An 18,338-nucleotide genomic window follows, 5' to 3' on the forward strand; every position below is an offset into this window, starting at 1 on the left:
GTAGAACGCGGCGATGCTGCGGGCGTCGGCCGCCTTCAGCAGCGCCAGCCGGTCGAACGGCGACGTCAGCAGGCGGTCGAACGCGGCCATGCCCTCCGCCGGTTCGATCGAGCCGAGGCCGAGGCGCGCCATCCGCTGCCGGTAGCCGTCTTCGGCGACGATGCCGACGCCGCCCCAGTAACCCCAGTTCATCACCTTCACCGGGCAGCCGAGCCGCTCGGTGAGCTGGTCGGCGTAGGCGTCGGCGAAGGCGCAGCCCGCCGCGTAGTTGGCCTGACCGGGCGCGGTGAAGAACGCCTGCATCGACGAGAAGAACGCGACGAACTCCAGGGGCTGGTCCGCGAAGACCGCGGCCAGGTTGACGGCGATGTCCGCCTTGGCCGCGTAGGTCGTGCGGAAGCGCTCCTCGTCCATCCGCGCGACGCTCTGGTCGCCCAGCACGATCGCGGTGTGCAGCACGCCGTGCACCGGCCCGTGCCGCTCGACGATCTGCGCGCACGCCCGGCGCAGATCGTCCACATCGGACGCGTCGGCGCGGACGTAGTCCGGCTTCGGCCCGAACGCGGCGAGCCGCTCCTGGTTCGCGGCGATCTCCGCGTCGAGCGGACGGCGGCCGACCCAGACGACCTGGGTGCCGTGGCGGCGCAGCAGGTGCTCGGTCCACACGGTGCCGATGCCGCCCGCACCACCGATGGCGACGACAACGCCACCGGGCGCCGGCGGTGTGTCGTACGGCGTGTCGGCGACTTCCAGCAGCCGCGGCCGGAACCACTCGCCGTGCCGCCGGGCGACGACGACGCCGTGCGGGCCGGCGGGCGGGTTCGCCACCGCGTCCCACGGCACCGGCTCGCCCGCGGCGACGTCGACGATCCGCACCTGCCAGTGCGGGTACTCCTTCGCGACGGAGCCGAGCAGGCCGTGCACGCCGGCGTGCGTGGCGTCGAGGGTCCGGTCGCCCGGCACCCGGCACGCCTGCCGGGTGACCGCGGTGAAGCCGATCTCGCGGCCGTCCGCACCGCCGTCGAGGAGGGCCTTGACCAGCCGGAACACGCTCAGGACGCCGTCGCCGGACGGCAGCCAGAAGACGTGGTCGACGTCGGCGGGGAGGTCTCCGTCGAGCAGGGTCGCGCCGGGGAACGCGGCCAGGAACGTCTCGCGGTCGGCCGCGCCGCCCCCGGCGAGGACCAGGCGGGAGCCGACTGCGGGCTCTCCGGCACCGGAGACCGCGTCCCACACCGGGGCGAGCAGCGCCGTGCGCAGCGACGACGTCTCGGCGACGCGGCGGAAGGCGAGCCCACGCAGGCGGACCGCGACTCTGCCGGCGTCGTCGCAGACGTCGATGTCCACTGTGGTCACTTCGGCGCCGTCGGTGGCGCGCCGGACGTGGGCCCACATCGTCTCGGCGGTGGGTGTGAGGATGTCGACGGCGTCGACCGCGAACGGCAGCGCGGGCCGGCCGTCGCGCTCGGCCAGCGCACCGGTCGGGTCGCCGAACAGGCCGACGACCGCTTGGACCGCGCTGTCGAGCAACGCCGGGTGCACGGCCAGGTCGGCGCCACGGGCGGCGGCGGGCACGACGAGCTTGGCCAGCACTTCGCCGTCGCCGACGGCGAGCCCGTCGAGGGCCCGCAACCGGGCGCCGTGGCGGATGCCGACGGCGTCGAGCGCGGCGCGGCACTGCTCCGCGGTGAGCGACCGGGCGGTGCACCGCGCGCGAACGGCGTCGAGCGGTACGGTGCCGGCGGGTTCCGGCTCGGTGTAGCGGCCCTGGGCGTGGACGTCGGTGGCGTCACGCCGGATGCGGAAGGTGTCACCGGCACGCTCGACGGTGAGATCGGCGCCGGCGACGTCCACGGGGAAGGGTGCGCTCCAGACGAGATCGCGCAGACCGGCCGGGGTGAACGCGGCGCCCGGCGTCACGGCGCGCCGCGCGAACTCCAGGGAGAGGACAGCGGGGAGAACGGCTTGGCCGTTGACGTGGTGGTCGGCGAGGAAGAACTCCTCCCCGGTGAGCCGGACCCGGTACGCCGAGGGCACGAGGTCCGCCGGGGGTCGTGGCCGAGCCTCGGACGGCACGGCTGCAGGCCAGTAGCTCTGGCGCTCGTAGGGGTACGTCGGTGCCGGGACCACGTGACGCGCGGCTACCGGGAAGGCCTCGGTGACCTGGGCGATCGCACCGCGGACGAACGCCGTGGCCAGGTCGCGGGGCGTCGACGGGCTCACCGCGTCCGGCCGGGCGTCGGCGGGCACCTCGCCCGTGAGCGCGTCGGTGGCCGTCCCGGCCAGCCAGGCGCGCAGGCGGTCCGCGAGCGCCGCGGTGCCGTCGGCGACCACCGCGAGCCGGTGCGGCAGGGCGGCGCGGCCGGCGGCGAGGCTGTACGCCAGTTCCGCCGCGGCGACGCCCGGCTCGCGGTCCAGGTGTGCGACCAGCCGCTCGGCCACCGTCCGGAGGGCCTCCGGCGACCGTGCGGACAGCAGGAAGGCCTGCTCCCCCGGCACGTCGGCAACCGGCGTGCGCGGGTACTCCTCCAGCACGACGTGGGCGTTGGTGCCGCTCGCGCCGAAGGAGCTGACGGCCGCGCGTCGCGGTCCGTGTGCGGGCGCGGGCGCGGGCCACGACGTCGTAGCGGTCGGGACCGTGAAAGCGCTGCCCGCCAAGGGGGTCCGCGTGTTGGCGGCGTCGAAGTGCAGTGACGCCGGGATCGTGCGGTGGCGCAGGGAAAGGACCGTCTTCACCACCCCCGCGACGCCCGCGGCGAACTGGGTGTGCCCGATGTTCGTCTTGATCGAGCCGAGCGCGATGCTGCCCGGACGCGCGTCGGCGAACACGCGGGACAGCGCGCGGAACTCGATCGGGTCGCCCAGCTGGGTGCCGGTGCCGTGCGCCTCGACGAGCTGGACGCCGTCGAGGCCCGCGTGGACCTCGCGCAGCAGCCGTTCCTGGGACGCCGCGCTCGGGGCGGTGATGCCGTTGGTCGTGCCGTCCTGGTTGACGCCCGACGCGCGGACGAGCGCGTGGATGTGGTCGCCGTCGCGCTCGGCGTCGGCCAGCCGCTTGAGCACCAGCGCGCCCGCGCCTTCACCCGGGACGAACCCGTCGGCACCGGCGTCGAAGCTGCGGCAGCGGCCCGACGGTGACAGCATGCCGGCGCGCGTCGCGGAGGCGTACAGCCGCGGCGTCGTCTGCACGAACACGCCGCCGGCGATGGCGACGTCGGCCGTGCCCGCCTTCAGGTCGCGGCAGGCCAGGTCCAGCGCGACGAGCGAGCTGGAGCACGACGTGTCGACGGTGAGCGCCGGGCCGGTGAAGTCGAGCAGGTACGCGATCCGCGACGCGACGACCGAGCCCATCGTGCCCCACAGCGCCTGCGCCGGGGCGGTCTGATCGAGGTGCTCGCCGTAGTCCCCGGCGTAACACCCGACGTACACGCCGGTGCGGCCGCCGAGCCGGCGCTCCCCCGTGTAACCGGCGTCTTCCAGGGCGTTCCAGCACTGTTCGAGGAAGATCCGCTGCTGCGGGTCCATCGCCGTCGCCTCGACGCCGGAGATGCCGAAGAACGCCGGGTCGAAGCGGTCGATGTCGCGCAGGAAGCTGCCGGTGCGGCAGGTGACGTCGTCGGCGAGCGGCCAGCGCGTGACGGGCTCGACGAGGTCGGTGCCCGCGGTGAGGTGGTCCCACAGCGCCTCGGGGGTTTCCGCGTCGCCGTAGCGCGCGGCGAGGCCGACGATGGCGATCGCGTCGTCGTCCCGCGCCGCCGCCGCGGCGGGTTTCGCGACGGGGCGGGCACCGGCGAGGAACGCGCCGAGGCGGTCGGCCGTGCCGTGGTCGAAGAGGTCCGTGGTGTCGAGGTCGGTGCCGAGGGTCTCGTTGAGCCGGTGCACGAGGCTGACGCCGAGGATCGAGTCGAGGCCGTAGTCGGCGAACGGCCGGTGCCGCTCGATGTCGGCTGCCGGCATCTGCAGGATGTCGGCGAGTTCGGCCAGCAGGACGCTCTCGGCGTCGACGTGCTCCTCGCGCGGGGTCGCCACCACCTCGGCGGGCTCGAACCAGAACTCCGGCCCGGCGAACGGGTAACCGGGCAGGTGCACCAGAGCCGCGGCACTGTCCATTTCGGACCAGTCGAGGGGGGTGCCCTTGGTCCAGAACGCGGCCAGCTCGCCCCAGGCGCCGTCGGCGACCCACTGCTCGACCAGCGCGCGCACCTCGGGCTTGCCGGCCAGCGCGGCCAGGGTTTCCTTGCTCGCCCGGACTTTCCCGCGCCACCACGGGCCGTCCGCGAGCTCGGACAGGTACGCGCCCAGTTGCTCGCGCCACTCGGCCGCGTTTCGGGCCACGAAGCAGAGACGCTCGTCCATGGCCTCGCGGCCGTGCTGCAGTGTCGCCGCGATGGCGGCGAGGTCCGGCGTCTCCTGCGCGTCGAGCCAGGCGGCCAGGTCGGCGGCGCGGGCGCGCAGGTCGGCGTCGGTCCGCGCGGACAGCGGGAGCAGCACCGGGTTGCGCAACGGCGTCGGCGTCGCGGCGCGCGGGTACTCGGCGACGAGCACGTGCGCGTTCGCGCCACCCGCGCCGAACGACGAGATCCCGGCGACCCGGCGGCCGGTGGAGGGCCAGGCGCCGCCCTCGCGGGCCAGCGTGAACGGCGTCGCGGCGAAGTCGATGTCCGGGTTGGTCCGCTCGGCGTGCAGGGTGGGCGCCAGCTCGCCGTGTTCCAGCTGCAGCACCACCTTGGTCAGCCCGGCGATGCCGGCCGCCGCCTCCAGGTGGCCGATGTTGGACTTGACCGAGCCGAGGGCGCAGTCCGCCGGGGTGTCCGCGAACGCCTCGGTCAGGCCGTCGACCTCGACGGGGTCACCGAGGCGGGTGCCGGTGCCGTGGGCCTCGATGTAGCCGACGTCGGCCGGCGTCAGCCCGGCGTTGTCGAGGGCTTCACGGACGACGGCGGCCTGGGCGCGCGGGTTGGGGACGGTGTAGCCGTTGGTGCGGCCGCCGTGGTTGACGGCCGAGCCGACGATGACGGCGTGGATCGGGTCGCCGTCGGCTTCGGCCGCGGCGAGGGGTTTGAGCAGCACCGCGCCGACGCCTTCGCCGGGGACGAAGCCCTCACCGCCGTCGCCGAAGCTGCGGCAGCGGCCGTCGGCGGCGAGCATCCGCGCCCGGGACAGCTCGACGTAGGTCGACGGGTGCAGGTACAGGTTCACGCCGCCGGCGATGGCGAGCTCGCACGCGCCGTGGCGCAGCTGCTCGCAGGCCTGGTGGATCGCGGTCAGCGAGGCCGAGCACATCGTGTCGACGGGCAGGCTCGGGCCGCGCAGGTCCAGCAGGTAGGAAACGCGGTTGGCGAGCGAGGCGAACGACGTCCGCGGCGCGCGGCGGGGCCCGCTCACGGCGGGCGGGTCGTTGCGGTCGAAGCCGGTCTTGGTGACGCCGGCGAAGACCCCGACGCGGCCCTGGTGCCGGCCGGCGAGCCGCTCCCGGGTGTAGCCGGCGTCCTCGAGCGCGGACCAGACGGTCTCGAGGAAGAGCCGTTCCTGCGGATCGATGTCGGCGGCGTCGCGCGGGGCGATGCCGAAGAAGGCCGCGTCGAAGCGGGCGAAGCCGTCGAGGAAGCCGCCCCACTTGCTGTAGCTGGCGCCCTCTTCGACGGCGCGTTGCCGGTCGGGCTCGAAGAAGCCGTCGAGGGGCCAGCGGTCGATCTCGCGGACGCTGTCGCGGCCGGTGCGGAGGTTCTGCCAGAAGGCGTCGAGGGTGGGCGCGTCGGGGTAGCGGCCGCTGATCCCGATGATGGCGATGGGTTCGCCCGCCGCCTCCGGTCGTGAGTGGTAAGTAGGGTTAGAACCCGACTTACCACTCACGACAAGCCGCGGCAGAGCGCCCGTCTCGCTCGCCGGGGCGGCTGGCACGGGGGCGTCGTCGAGCCAGCGGGTGCAGCCCTCCGGGTAGCGCTCCGCCAGGTGGCCGGCCAGGGCCGCGAGGGTCGGGTACTGGTACAGCAGCGTCTTCGGCAGCGCGCCGAACCACTCGGTGAAGCGGCGGTTCAACCGGGTCACCGTGAGGGAGTCGATGCCGTAGCCGTCCAGCGGCGCTTCGGCGTCCAGGCGAGCTGCGTCGAGGCGCATCGTCTCGGCGATCAGGTCCTTCAGCCGCGTGAGGACGCGGGCTCGGAGGTCGTCCTGGCCGGTCATGTGGTTCCCTTCCCCGGTGATCACGACGTGGGCGGCACCGAGCGCGAGCGCTCCGTGCAGCGCGGTGAGCGCGGCCCCGGTCTCCAGCGGCGGGCCGAAACGCTCGGCCAGCTCGGGCAGTTCCTCTTCCGGCACGCGCATCCCGCCGTCGCGCCACAGCGGCCAGCCCAGCGACACGCCGACGCCGGGCCCGGCACGCCGCGCCAGGTAGGCGTCGAGGAAGCCGTTGGCCGCCGCGTAGCCGGCCTGGCCGGCGTTGCCGAGCGTCCCGGCCGCCGCGGAGAACGCCGCGAAGAAGTCCAGCGGCAGGTCGCGGGTCGCCTCGTCCAGGGCGACCAGGCCCGCGACCTTCGGCGCCAGCACCGCCTGGAAGTCCTGGTAGGAGCCCTGGATCAGGTAGCCGTCACGCAGGACGCCCGCCGCGTGCACGACGCCGTCGAGCCGCCCGTACGTCCGCACGACGTCCTCGACGACCGCGCGCACCGCGGCCGCGTCCGTGACGTCCACGCTGCGGTACTCCCCCGGCCCGGCCGGCGACCGTCCACATCGGACCAGGACGGCGTCCGGCGGGAGGTCCGCGGCGAGCAGCCGGCCGATTCCGCCCGCGCCGCCGGTCATCAGGTAGACCCCGCCGGGCTTCCAGGCGCGGCCGGCACCCGGCGCGACGGACTCCCAGTCCGCGACGAAGCGCCCTTCGGAGGTGACCCGCACGTGCTCCCCCGGACCGGCCAAGGCGCTCAGGTCCGGCGGCTCGTCCGTGAACTCGACCAGCTGCACGCGCAGCGCCGGATCCTCCTGGACGGCGGTGCGCAGCAAGCCGATCAGGCCCGGGAACACCGAACCCGCACGGCAGGCGACCTGGACGACGCACGGTCGTCCGTCCCCTGTGGACAGCAGCCGTTTCAGCTCACCGAACAGCCGGATCGCCGCTCGCTCGTAGGCGACGGCCGGGCTGTCGCCGTCGCTTTCCACGGCGGCGATCGACACACCCGGAAGCCGAACGGGCAGGTCGCACGTCATGACGAGCCGTCGTGCGCCGGCGGGCAGCGCGGTCGGGCCGGCCGGTTCGCGGCGCCAGGTGGGCACGCGCAGGGTCATGAGGTCGCTCCCTTCACGAGACGCGGGGCATCGAGCACATCGGGGCTCTCCTGGTCGGCCAGCACGGCTTCCAGCAACGCGGCGCGCGCGTCGACGTCGAAAGCGGCGCGCGGTCCGGGCTGTTCCGGCGCACCGGGCACCCAGTAGCGCTCACGCGCGAACGGGTAGGTGGGCAGCCGCAGGATCCGCCGTCCGGCCGGGTGCAGGTCCTCCCAGACGACCGTCCGGCCTTCGCACCACAACGCGGTGACGCGGTCGAGGCCGGCTCCCGTGACCTCCGGGTCCGGCGTGCGGTCGCGGCGCACCGCGGCCCCGCGGGCCCGGCGCAGGCTGCCGGTGTGCGGCCCGGGCCGTCCGGCGAGGAAGGCGTCGAGCCCGGCGACGACGTCTTCGGCGCTCGAGGCGGCGAAGCCCAGCCGGTGTTCCATCTCCTCCCGGCCCACCTGCAGCGTGAAGGCCAGGTCCGCCAGGGAAGGCTCGTGGCCGGCGACGAAGTCGCGCAACGCGATCACGCGCTCCCGCAACCGGTCGGCGTCCCGGGCGGACACCACGATCGCCTGCGGACCGGCAGCCGGAGCCGGCTCGGGACGCGCCGGCGGGGCTTCCACGACGACGTGCGCGTTGACGCCGCCGAAGCCGAAGCTGCTCACCCCGGCGCGCAACGGCAGTTCCCGCCCGGCGGCGTCGGTGACGGGCTCCCAGCGGCGCAGCTCGCGCACCACCTCGAAACCGTCGAGCGCGAGGTGCGGGTTCAGCTCGGCGCAGTGCAGCACCGGCAGCAGTTCGCGGTGCCGCAGCTGCTGCAGCACCTTCAGCAGGCCCGCCAGGCCGGCCGCCGCCTCCGCGTGGCCCATGTTCGCCTTCACCGAGCCCAGCGCGCGGGTCCGGCCGGGCGACGCACCGAGGTTCCGGTAGGCCCGGGCGAGCGCGTCGACCTCGACGGGGTCGCCCAGCGCGGTGCCGGTGCCGTGCGCTTCGACGTAGCCGACGCTGTCCGGGTCGACGCCTCGCATGGCCGCCTGGACGACGTCGGCCTGCGCGGCGGCGTTCGGCGCGGTGAGCGACGCGGCGTGACCGCCGTGGTTCTCCGCGCTGCCGAGGATCACGCCGTGGACGACGTCGCCGTCGCGGAGCGCGGCGGACAGCGGCTTCAGCAACACCGCCGCGGCGCCTTCGGAACGGACGTAGCCGTCGGCATCGGCCGAGAAGGACTTGCAGCGGCCGTCGGGGCTGAGCATCCCGGCGGTCTGCGTGGCGGCGAACGTGTCCACGCTCAGCAGGAGGTTCACGCCACCCGCGATGGCCATCTCGCAGCGCCCGGACCGCAGGTTCTCCACCGCGCGGTGCACGGCGACGAGCGAGCTGGAGCAGGCGGTGTCGATCGGCTCGCTCGGGCCGTGGACGTCGAGCAGGAACGAGACGCGGTTGGCGAGCACGGCGTGCGAGTTGCCGGTGGCGGTGTAGCCCTCGGGCGCGACGCCGCCGGCGTTGAGCAGGTGGTGGTAGTCGTGGCCGGAGACGCCGAGGAAGACGCCGGTGCTGCCGGGGAGCCGGACCGGCGGGTAGCCGCCGTCTTCGAGAGCGGTCCAGACGGTCTCCAAGGCCAGCCGCTGCTGCGGGTCCATCAGCTCGGCTTCCAGCCGCGAGACGGCGAAGAAGTCCGCGTCGAACCGGTCGACGCCGTCGAGGAGGCCGGCGAACTTCGGGAAGTCCGCGGCCGCGACGACCTCGGCGTAGCGGTTGTCGAAGCGGTCACCCGGGTAGCGCGAGACCAGGTCGGTGCCGGCTCGCAGCCGGTCCCAGAAGGTGTCGGGGTCGTCGGCGCCGGGGAAGCGGCCGGCGATGCCGATGATCGCGACGGCATCGGCGGGCGCGGCTGCGGGCGGCGAACCGGGTGCGGCGGGGGCGGCCGGCTGGGCAGGCGCGGCCGGGGCGGGCGCGGTGGCGGGTGCCGCGATCTCCGCGGGAACGGGCGCGGCGAGCGGCAAAATCGCGGGCGCCGTTGTCGTGGCGGGGGCGGCGGCCGTGAACTCCGCCGGTTCCCCGACCTGCTCGGCCAGCGCCTCGACAAGGCCGCGGATGTTGGGGAACTCGAAGAACACCGACGGGCGCAGGTCGATCCCGAGCCGGCCGCCCAGCTCCGTGGCCAGCGCGGCGAGCGTGATCGACTCGAAGCCGAAGGCCGGGAAGTGCGTGTCGAGGTCGATCTCGGCCGGGTCCGCCTTGAGCAGCTCGGCGACGGTGTCCCGGACCGTGCCGGTCAGGCCCGGCTGCCCGGCGGCCGGGGCGTCGTCCGGGCCGGTGCCGAAGTCGGCGCCGGTGAGGCGGCCCAGCCCGCGGCCGGTCTCGTCGAGCAGGCGGACGTCGAAGACGGCGTCCCCGGTGCGCTCCAGCAGCACCGCGCGGGTGCGGTCGAGGTCCCGGCCGGTCAGCGAGCCGAGGCGCCGGATGGTGACGTCGGCGTCGGCGGACAGGTGCTGCACACCCTGGACGAGCCCGGCGAACACCCAGGCCGGGATCCGGACCCGCCGCTTCCCCGGGTCCTGGCAGGTCTCGGGCGCCGCGACCCGGACAAGGAGCTTGCCGTCGATCTCGGCGACGCCCTCGACCGCCTTCGCGTACGGCCGAGGGTCGACGCCGAGTTCGGCGAGCCGCGCGTAGAAGCCGTCCTGGTCGAGCGAAAGTGGCGCGGTCACCGCGGATTCGTCGACCTCGGCAGCGGGGACGAGGTCGGCGCTGAACACCAACACGCCCGCCGAAGTACGGAGTTCCGCGCGGTGTCCGGCGCCCAGCCGCCAGTCGAGCCGCTCCTCGGCCGACGGCGCGGGCACTTCGCCCCAGCGGGCGTCCCGGATCGCCCACTCGCCGTCGAGGCCGGCCACCTCGGCGAAGGCGAGCACGCCGTCCAGCAGCGCGACGGTGGCGTAGCGGCGGTCGCGCCGGACCGAGTAGGTGTAGTCGAGGAGTTCGTCGCCGCGCAGCGCCAGCCGGTAGCGGATGCCGGACAGATCGGACCGGTTCACCCCGACCCACGGGTGCTCCCGCCGCGCGAAGGCGAGAGGGTTCAGCACGCTCGGCGCGTCGTCGAAGGCCGGGTACCAGCAGCGCACCTTGTCGAACGGGTACCCGGGCAGCGACAGCTTGGCCGGGCGCGCGGGCCAGAGGACGTCCCAGTCGACGTCCGCCCCGGCGGCCCAGGCCGCGGCGAGCACCGGCAGGTCGGCGTCGGCGAGGGCGCGCGTCACGACGTCCGGGTCCGGGGTCTCGGACACGGCCATCGTGCTGGGGGTGAACCAGAGGCCGGCGGGCACGGTGCCGGTCCAGTCCACTTCGGACAGTTCGGCGAGCCGGGTCTCCGCGTCCTCGGCGACGAACGCGAGGCGGCACGGCAGCTCGTTCTTGCCCGTCTGCAAGGTGAACGCGAGCGCGTCCAGGCCGGGGCGCTCGGCGCGGACGTAGGCGTGCGCGTCGCGCAGCACCCGGCCCAGGGCCTGCGGGGTGGTCGCGGAGAACACGAGCAGCCGAGGCCGGCCCGTGTCCGGCACCGGGGCCACGCCGTCGTGTTCCTCGACGACGAGGTGCACGTTCGCACCGCCGGCGCCGATCGACGTGACCCCCGCGCGGCGCGGCACGGACTGGCCGTTCAGCACTGGGCGCGACCACTCGGCGCGCTCGCGCTGGACGACGAACGGCGTGTCGTCGAAGTCGATCGCCGGGCTGAGCGTCTCGGAGTGCAGCGACTCGACGATCGTGCGGTGCTTCAGCTGCAACAGCACCTTCGTCAGGCCGGCGATCCCCGAGCCGGACAGCAGGTGCGCGACGTTCGACTTGACCGAGCCCAGCGCGCAGAACCCGCGGTCGGCGGTGTCGCGGCGGAACGCGCTCGTCGCGCCGCGGATCTCGATCGGGTCGCCCAGCGACGTCGCCGAGCCGTGGCCTTCGAGGTAGCTGATCGTGCGGGCGTCGACACCCGCGTCGTCCAGGGCCTTCTCGATGGCGCGGCCCTGCTGGGTGGGGCTGGGCACGGTGAAGCCGTTGCGGACGCCCGCGTTGGTCATGCCGCTGCCGCGGATGACGCCGTAGACGTGGTCGCCGTCGGTGACCGCCTCCGGCAGCGGCTTGAGCACGACCATGCCGACGCCCTCGCCGAGGACGGTGCCGTCGGTGCCGATGCCGTAGCTGCGCAGGAGGTCGGCGGACTTGCTGGTGAAGTGCGCCTGCGACGTCGCGATCAGGTCGTAGGGGTGCAGCATCAGGTTGACGCCGCCGACGACGGCCATCCGGCAGTCGCCCGCGCGCAGCATCCGCACGGCCTGGTGCACGCAGGTCGACGACGACGCGCACATGGTGTCCAGGAACATCGACGGGCCGGTGAAGCCGTAGAAGTAGGACAGCATGTTGGCGAAGACGCCGAGCTCGCTGCCGCTCGTGGCGGTGCCGCGGGTGAGCATGTTTTCGAAGCCGTAGAGCGAGTAGCTGTTGTTCATCGAGCCGACGAGCACGCCGACGTCACCCTGGTAGCGGCGCTGGATCGTCTCGCGGGAGTAGCCGGCGTCCTCCAGCGCGGTGACGCCGGACTGCAGCAGCAGCCGGACTTCCGGGGACAGCAGTTCGGCCTGGCGCTGGGAGATCGAGAAGTAGCGGGGGTCGAAGGCGTCGATGTCGCGCAGGAACGTCCCGGCCTTGACGACGGTCTTGCCGGGGACGTCGCGCTCGTCGAAGTAGAGGTCGCGGTGGCGCCAGCGGTCGGCGGGGACGGGCTCGAAGCTGTGGCGTCCTTCGCTGAGCAGGTCCCAGAACTCGGCCAGGGTGTCGGCGCCCGGGTAGCGGCCGGCCATGCCGATCACGGCGATGTCGTGGGTGTCCTCGCGGGGTCGCTCGACGATGCGCACGGGAGCCGGCGCCTCGGACGTTTCGACGACCGCCGGGGTTTCCGGCTCCGCGGTCTCCGGGGTGCCGAACATTTCCCGGAGGCGGTCGCGGTGCTCGCCGATCAGGTAGCCGGCGACGCCGCGGAGGTCGACGTACTCGAAGAAGAGCGTCTTGGGCAGCGAGCCGAAGTCGTCTTCCAGGCGGCTGGTGACGTCGACGACGATGAGCGAGTCGATGCCGTAGCGCTCCAGCTTCTGATCGGCCCGGATGTGGTCCAGTTCCTGCCCGGTCAGCTCGGCGAAGAGCCGGCGGAGGTGGTCCTCGGTCTTCGCGGTCAAGGTGCGGTCGTCGATTTCGGCGGCCTTCTTCCGGAAGGTCGGACGCTCGTCGCGGGTCAGGCCCGCGTAGCGGCGGAGCTTGCCGGCGTCGCCGTAGAGGACGGCGCGCTGCGGCGGGGCGTCGACCTGCAGCGCGCGGTCCAGCGCGGCCAGCCCGGCGGCGGTCGGCAGCGGGACGGTGCCGGTCGTCTTCCGCAGGTACGCCTCGGTCGCTTTGTCGACGCTCATGCCGCCCTCGGCCCACAGCGGCCAGTCGACGACGCGGACCGCGTAGTCCTCGGCTCGGGCGGCGAAGGCGTCGAGGAAGGCGTTCGCCGCGCCGTAGGCCGTCTGGGCCGCGCTGCCGAAGGCGCCGGCGACCGAGCCGAAGAGGGCCAGGACGCCGGCACCGTGCTCGCGGCACACGGCGTCGAGGTGCACGGTCCCGGCGAGTTTGGGCGCGAGCACGGGCGTGGTGGCTTCGAGCGACGTCGCGACGAGGTAACCGTCGGCGAGGACGCCGGCGGCGTGGAAGACGCCGTCGATCCGGCCGTGCTCGGACTCTATGGCCGCGGCGGCCCGGCGTACGTCGGCGGCGTCGGTGACGTCGACCTGCCGGTAGTCCGGCAGTTCGGGCCGCGCGCGGCGGCCGCTGAGTACGACGGTCGCGTTGTAGCGTTCGCGCAGGTGTTTGGCGAGCAGTGTCCCGACGCCGCCCGCGCCGCCGGTGATCCAGTAGACGCCTTGGTCGCGCAGCAACGACTCACCCGCGGTGGCGGCCAGTTCGACGGTCTCCCGCACGAGCCGCCGGCCGGACCGGTCGTAAGCGACCTCGATGTCGGGGGTGGCGGCTTCGGTGCGGACGATCGTCTCGAACCGCGCGGCGTCGGCGGGCCCGTCGACGAGGACGAGCTTGCCGCGAATGGCGGGGTTCTCCTTGTGCACCGACTTGAGGACCGCGCCGAGCGGGGCGTACACCGGGTCCTCAGGCGCACCGGGGGCGATGACGAGCACGGTCCGGGTGGCGCTGCCGGGCCGGTCCAGGAGGTCGCGGAGGTGCTGGTAGCAGGAGTCGAACACCGCTTGCGCGGCCTCGGCCTGGTTCCGCGTGGTGCTGCCGGCCAGCGGGAGGATCTCCGCGTCCAGTCGCCGCGCGGCGGCTCCGCTGTCGGCGAGCACCGCGTCGAGCACGACGAGCGGACCTGTCCGGCCGGTCTCGACCGGCGGCGCGGGCTGCCACACCTGTCGCACTTCGATGAGGTCGCCTTCGGTGGCCGAGGCGGCATCAGCGACCGCGGGGGCCGTCGAGCCGGCCAGAGGGCGAGGCGTGTAGCCGCGCAAGCGGGCGCACTGCACGCCGTCCTCGTTGTACACATCCACGTCCACTTTGGACTCCGTGCCGCGCAGGACCGCCTGCGTGGTGCGACCGACCGGCCCGAGCAGGGTCAGCTCCGTCAGGGCGAACGGCACACTCGCCGCCGCGGGGGTGCGCCAGTCCGATGACCCCAGGGCCAGGGCCGCCTGCAGGGCGCTGTCCAGCACCACCGGGTGCAGCAACCAGCCCGACGCCGCCTGGGCGGGCACCCGGATCCGGGCCAGGACGCCATCGGCGCCACCGGACACCGACTCGAGACCGCGCAACGCCGGTCCGTGCTCGACGCCGCTCGCGCGCAACGCCGCGTAACCGCGGTCGACGTCCAGATCCGCGGGGAACCGGGCGGCCAGGTCACCGGCCGGAGCGCCGCCGGGGGTCCCCGGAACGAGGCGGCCGGAGACGTACCGCTCCCCGGCCTCGTCGAGCACCGCGAAGTCGAAGCCGTCGCCGGCAGGCATCAGCCGCAGCCGGACGTCCAGGCGTGCGCCCGTCACCGCCAGCGGACGGATCCAGCCCACGTTGCGCACGCTGGGGACCTCGACCGGCGAGGCCGCCAGCACCAGCCCGAGGACGGCCACGCCCGGCACCACCGGAACGCCGTTGACCACGTGGTCGCGGATGACGTCCTGACCGGCGTGGAACGTCAGCGGGTAGGTCCACCCGCCGTCCTCCTCGACGCCCCCGCCCAGCGACGGGTGGCCTGCCTCCAGGGGCCGGAACCAGAACGGCGTGCGCGCGAAGGCGTACCCCGGCAGGTGCACCCGGCGGCCGGTCGCGGGCCACGCCGACCAGTCGACCGGCAGGCCGTGCGCCCAGGCGCGGGCGAACTTCTCCAGCCGGCCCTGCGCGAGCCAAGCCGCCGCCAGCTCGGTCACGTCGGACTCGTCGAGACCACCGGTCAGCTCCGCGGCCGAGCCGCCGAGAACGCAGTCGTCCGGCACGGACCCCGCCGCGACGCTCTCCAGCTGCCCGGCCCAGGTTTCGAGGTCGTGAGCGCGGAACACCACCCGGGCGGGCATCGGCACCCGGCCGTGCCGGAGGGTGTGGGCGATGTCGGCCACCGACGTGACGTCACCCGACGCCAGCCGCGCCCGGGCCCACGCCGCGAGTCCGGCGCACGTCTCGCGCAGCCGTTCGCCGTCCATCGCCGACACCGGGAGCCATTCGTCCTCTTCGGACAGAGGGGCCGGCTCGACAGGCGGCGGAGACTCCAGCAGCGCGTGCGCATTGGTGCCGGCGAAGCCGAACGAACTGACGCCCGCCCGCAACGGCGACCCGTCGGGCGTCGTCCACTCCGACAGCTCGTCGACGACGTGGAACGGGCTGCCCGTCAGCGTGATCAGGGGGTTCAGGCGCTCGAAGCCGACCGTCGCGGGCAGGGCCCGGTGCCGCATCGCGGCGATCACCTTGAGGATCCCGGCGACGCCCGCGGCGCCTTCGAGGTGCCCGATGTTCGTCTTGACCGAACCGATGCCGCAGTGCTGGTCGGAGCTCGTGTCCCCCAGTTCCGCAAACGCTTTCTTCAGGCCGCGGACCTCGATCGGGTCACCGACAGGGGTACCCGTGCCGTGCGCCTCGACGTAGCTCACCGACGCCGGCTCGATCCCGGCGCGGCGGTAGGTGTCGGCGATCAGCTGGGCCTGCGCGTCCGGGTTGGTCACCGTCAGCGAGCTGGTGCGGCCGCCGTGGTTGGTGCCGACGCCCTTGATGATCGCGTGCACCGCGTCGCCGTCGCGCAGCGCGTCCTCGGCACGCTTCAGCAGCAGGACGCCGCCGCCCTCGCCGCGCACGTAGCCGTTCGCACCGGCGTCGAACGCCTTGGCCCGGCCGGCCGGGGAGAGCATGCCCGCCTTGCTGAACGCGATGAAGTGCCGCGGTGACCAGATCAGGTTGACCCCGCCGGCGAGCGCCTGGTCGCAGTCGCCCGACGTCAGCGCCTGCACCGCCTGCTGCACCGACACCAGCGAACTCGCGCAGGCCGTGTCGTTGACGACGCTCGGGCCGCGGAAGTCGAAGTGGTGCGAGACGCGGTTGGCGATCACCGCGTAGGCCGCGCCGGTCGGGTAGTAGGCGTCGATAGTGTCGAGCTCCTGCTCGATCAGCTCGGCGTAGTCCCAGTGGCACACGCCCATGAAGACGCCGGTGCGCGAGCCGGCGAGCCGGTCGGCGCGGTAGCCGGCGTCCTCGACGGCGTGCCAGCTCAGCTCCAGGGCCATCCGCTGCTGCGGGTCCATCAGCCGGGCCTCGCGCGGCGACACCTGGAAGAAGTCCGCGTCGAAGCACTCGGCGTCGGTGATGAACCCGCCCCAGACGCTGCTGGTCTTGTCGCCGTCGCGGCGCGGGTCGCCCGCGTGGTCGGCGGCGCGCCAGCGCTGTTCGGGCACCTCGCTGATCAGCGAGCGCCCTTGCGCGAGGTTCGCCCAGAACTCGTCGCTCGTGCGGGCGCCCGGCAGGCGCAGCGCCTGGCCGACGACGGCGATGTCCGTGCTGTGTGCCATGGGATTCCTCGTCTTCCGTGCCGGTCAGGCCGGCAGAACGCTGGTCCGGCGGTCGACCACGCGCAGTCCGGCGCGCAGCGGCCCGCGCTCCAGGGCCTGCCCGCGGACGAACCAGTGGTGCAGCCAGAACAGCGACGCCAGCAGGGTGAACGCCTGGTTCTCCTTGGTCCCGATGCGTTCGGCGGGGCCGTCGAAGACCCGGTCGACGAGCGCGCGGGCGAACCGCGTGTCGAGGACGCCGATCGCGTCGAGCGTGGCCTGGTCGGTCAGGGTGTCGCGGTAGTCCGGCCAGGCGCGCACGAACGCGGCGCTGTCGGTGGCGCGGTAGGGGAACTTGCCCTTGGCGACGACCCGTTCCGGCAGCACGTCCGCGTAGGCGCGCTTGAGGAGGTACTTCTCGTCGAACGGGTCGCCGAAGCGGTGGTTGACCGACGCGGCCAGCCGCACGACCGCCGGGTCGAGGAACGGGCAGCGGTTCTCGACGCCGTGCCCGAGCGTCATCCGGTCGCCCTGGGTGGAGAGCAGGTAGCCGGCCAGCAGGGTGCGGAACTCCAGCCACTGCGCCTTCTGCACCGCGCCGAGATCCGCGTAGCCCGGCTCGTCGGCGACCAGCCGCTGGGCCGCGTCGAACGGCGCGCTCGCGTCACGCAGCAGCCGCGCGGCGAAGCGCCCGTTCTGGAAGCGCATCTGGTGGGAGAACAGGCCGGGCAGGTGTTCCTCGGTGAACTGCCGGTACAGCCCCAGCATCCGCTTCGGCGCGCCCTCGCCGGAAAAGTGCGGCAGGTACGGGTAGATCCGCGCGATCCGCTCGAGCCGGGTCTGCTCGTCGAGGTCGTGCCACGCGTCCAGCAGCAGCGCGTCCTTGAAGATGCCGTAGCCGAGGAACGCCTCGTCGGCGCCCTCGCCGCTGAGCACCACCTTGATCCCGGCCGCCTGCACCTGCTCGGCCAGCAGGTACATCGGGACGAACGCGGTGCGGAACGCGGGCACCTCGGCGTGCTTCACCGCGGCCGGGAACGCCTGGACGACGTCCTCGTCGCGGACGCGCACGGCGTGGTGGCGGGTGCCCAGCTCGCCGGTGAGCGCGGCCTGCTCGGCCGACTCGTCGACGACGGCGTCCTCGAACTCCAGGGAGAACGTCCGCAGCGGCGCGGCCTGCCGGCCCGCGGCGAGGTGCGCGATGATCGAGGAGTCGAGCCCGCCCGAGACGTAGACGCCGACCTCGACGTCGCTGCGCAGCCGGACGTCGACCGCGGCCGCCAGCTCGGCGCGGACCAGCTCGATCGCGTCCTCTTCGGACTCCGGCGCCGGCCCGGGCTCCAGGTCGAGGGTGGCCCAGCGGCCGCGTTCGACGTCGTCGCCGCGCAGGCACAGGTACTCCCCCATCGGCACCTGCTCGATGTCGCGGTAGCCGCTCTGCGCGGGCAGCGGCGTCCAGGTGGCGAAGATCGACGCGAGGTGCTCGGGGTCGAAGGAGAACCGGAACCCGGGGTAGGCCAGGAACGCCTTCATCTCGGAGGCGAACAGCCACGCGCCTTCGTGACGCGCCACGAACAGCGGCCGCTTGCCGTAGCGGTCACGCACCAGGGTGAGTTCGTCGGCCACCGAGTCGTAGACGGCGAAGGCGAAGGCGCCGTTGAAGCGCGACAGGCAGTCGCGACCCCAGGTCAGCCAGGCCTGCAGCACGACCTCGGTGTCGGAGTCGGTGCGGAACCGCGCGCCGAGCCGCTGCAGCTCGCGGCGCAGTTCGCGGTAGTTGTAAAGCTCGCCGTTGTAGCAGAGCCACCAGCGGCCGTCGGCGCTGCCGACGGGCTGGGAGCCGCTCGCGAGGTCGATGATGCTCAGCCGGACCGTGCCCATCACGAGCCGGTCGTCGAGGTAGCAGCCGGCCTCGTCCGGGCCGCGGTGCTCGATCTGGCGGAGCAGGCCCGCGATCAGGGCACGGTCGTCCCCGGGCGGGCGCTCGCCGCCGTAGACACCAGCGATTCCGCACAT

3 protein-coding genes (1 of these 3 running past the window's edge) are annotated in these 18,338 nt (G+C 73.9%); all 3 read right to left on the reverse strand.

The window, feature by feature from the left end:
* Tightly spaced (at most 24 nt apart), the 3 genes in view from OG494_RS20820 to asnB form a layout consistent with a single transcriptional unit that may run on beyond the window.
* Positions 1-7,281: the beginning of an SDR family NAD(P)-dependent oxidoreductase gene (locus tag OG494_RS20820; RefSeq protein ID WP_328458186.1), read on the reverse strand. The gene continues 15,198 nt to the left of window position 1, outside the view; 7,281 of the gene's 22,479 nt are visible here — the first part of the coding sequence; the start codon lies at positions 7,279-7,281; its stop codon lies beyond the left edge, outside the window.
* The gene (locus OG494_RS20825) at positions 7,278-16,343 is read right to left on the reverse strand and encodes an SDR family NAD(P)-dependent oxidoreductase (protein ID WP_328458188.1); all 9,066 of its coding nucleotides are present in this window, start codon (positions 16,341-16,343) and stop codon (positions 7,278-7,280) included. Before OG494_RS20825 ends, OG494_RS20820 begins: the two co-directional genes overlap by 4 nt.
* A 24-nt stretch (positions 16,344-16,367) precedes the next feature.
* Positions 16,368-18,338, reverse strand: coding sequence for an asparagine synthase (glutamine-hydrolyzing) (asnB, locus tag OG494_RS20830; protein WP_328458190.1), 1,971 nt, complete (start codon positions 18,336-18,338; stop codon positions 16,368-16,370).

The organism is Amycolatopsis sp. NBC_00438, assembly GCF_036026695.1.
Taxonomy (GTDB): Bacteria; Actinomycetota; Actinomycetes; order Mycobacteriales; family Pseudonocardiaceae; genus Amycolatopsis.

Coding starts and splice junctions, on each gene's coding strand:
- OG494_RS20825 (WP_328458188.1), bottom strand. CDS start 16,343: ATGGCACACAGCACGGACATCGCCGTCGTCGGCCAGGCGCTGCGCCTG.
- asnB (WP_328458190.1), bottom strand. CDS start 18,338: ATGTGCGGAATCGCTGGTGTCTACGGCGGCGAGCGCCCGCCCGGGGAC.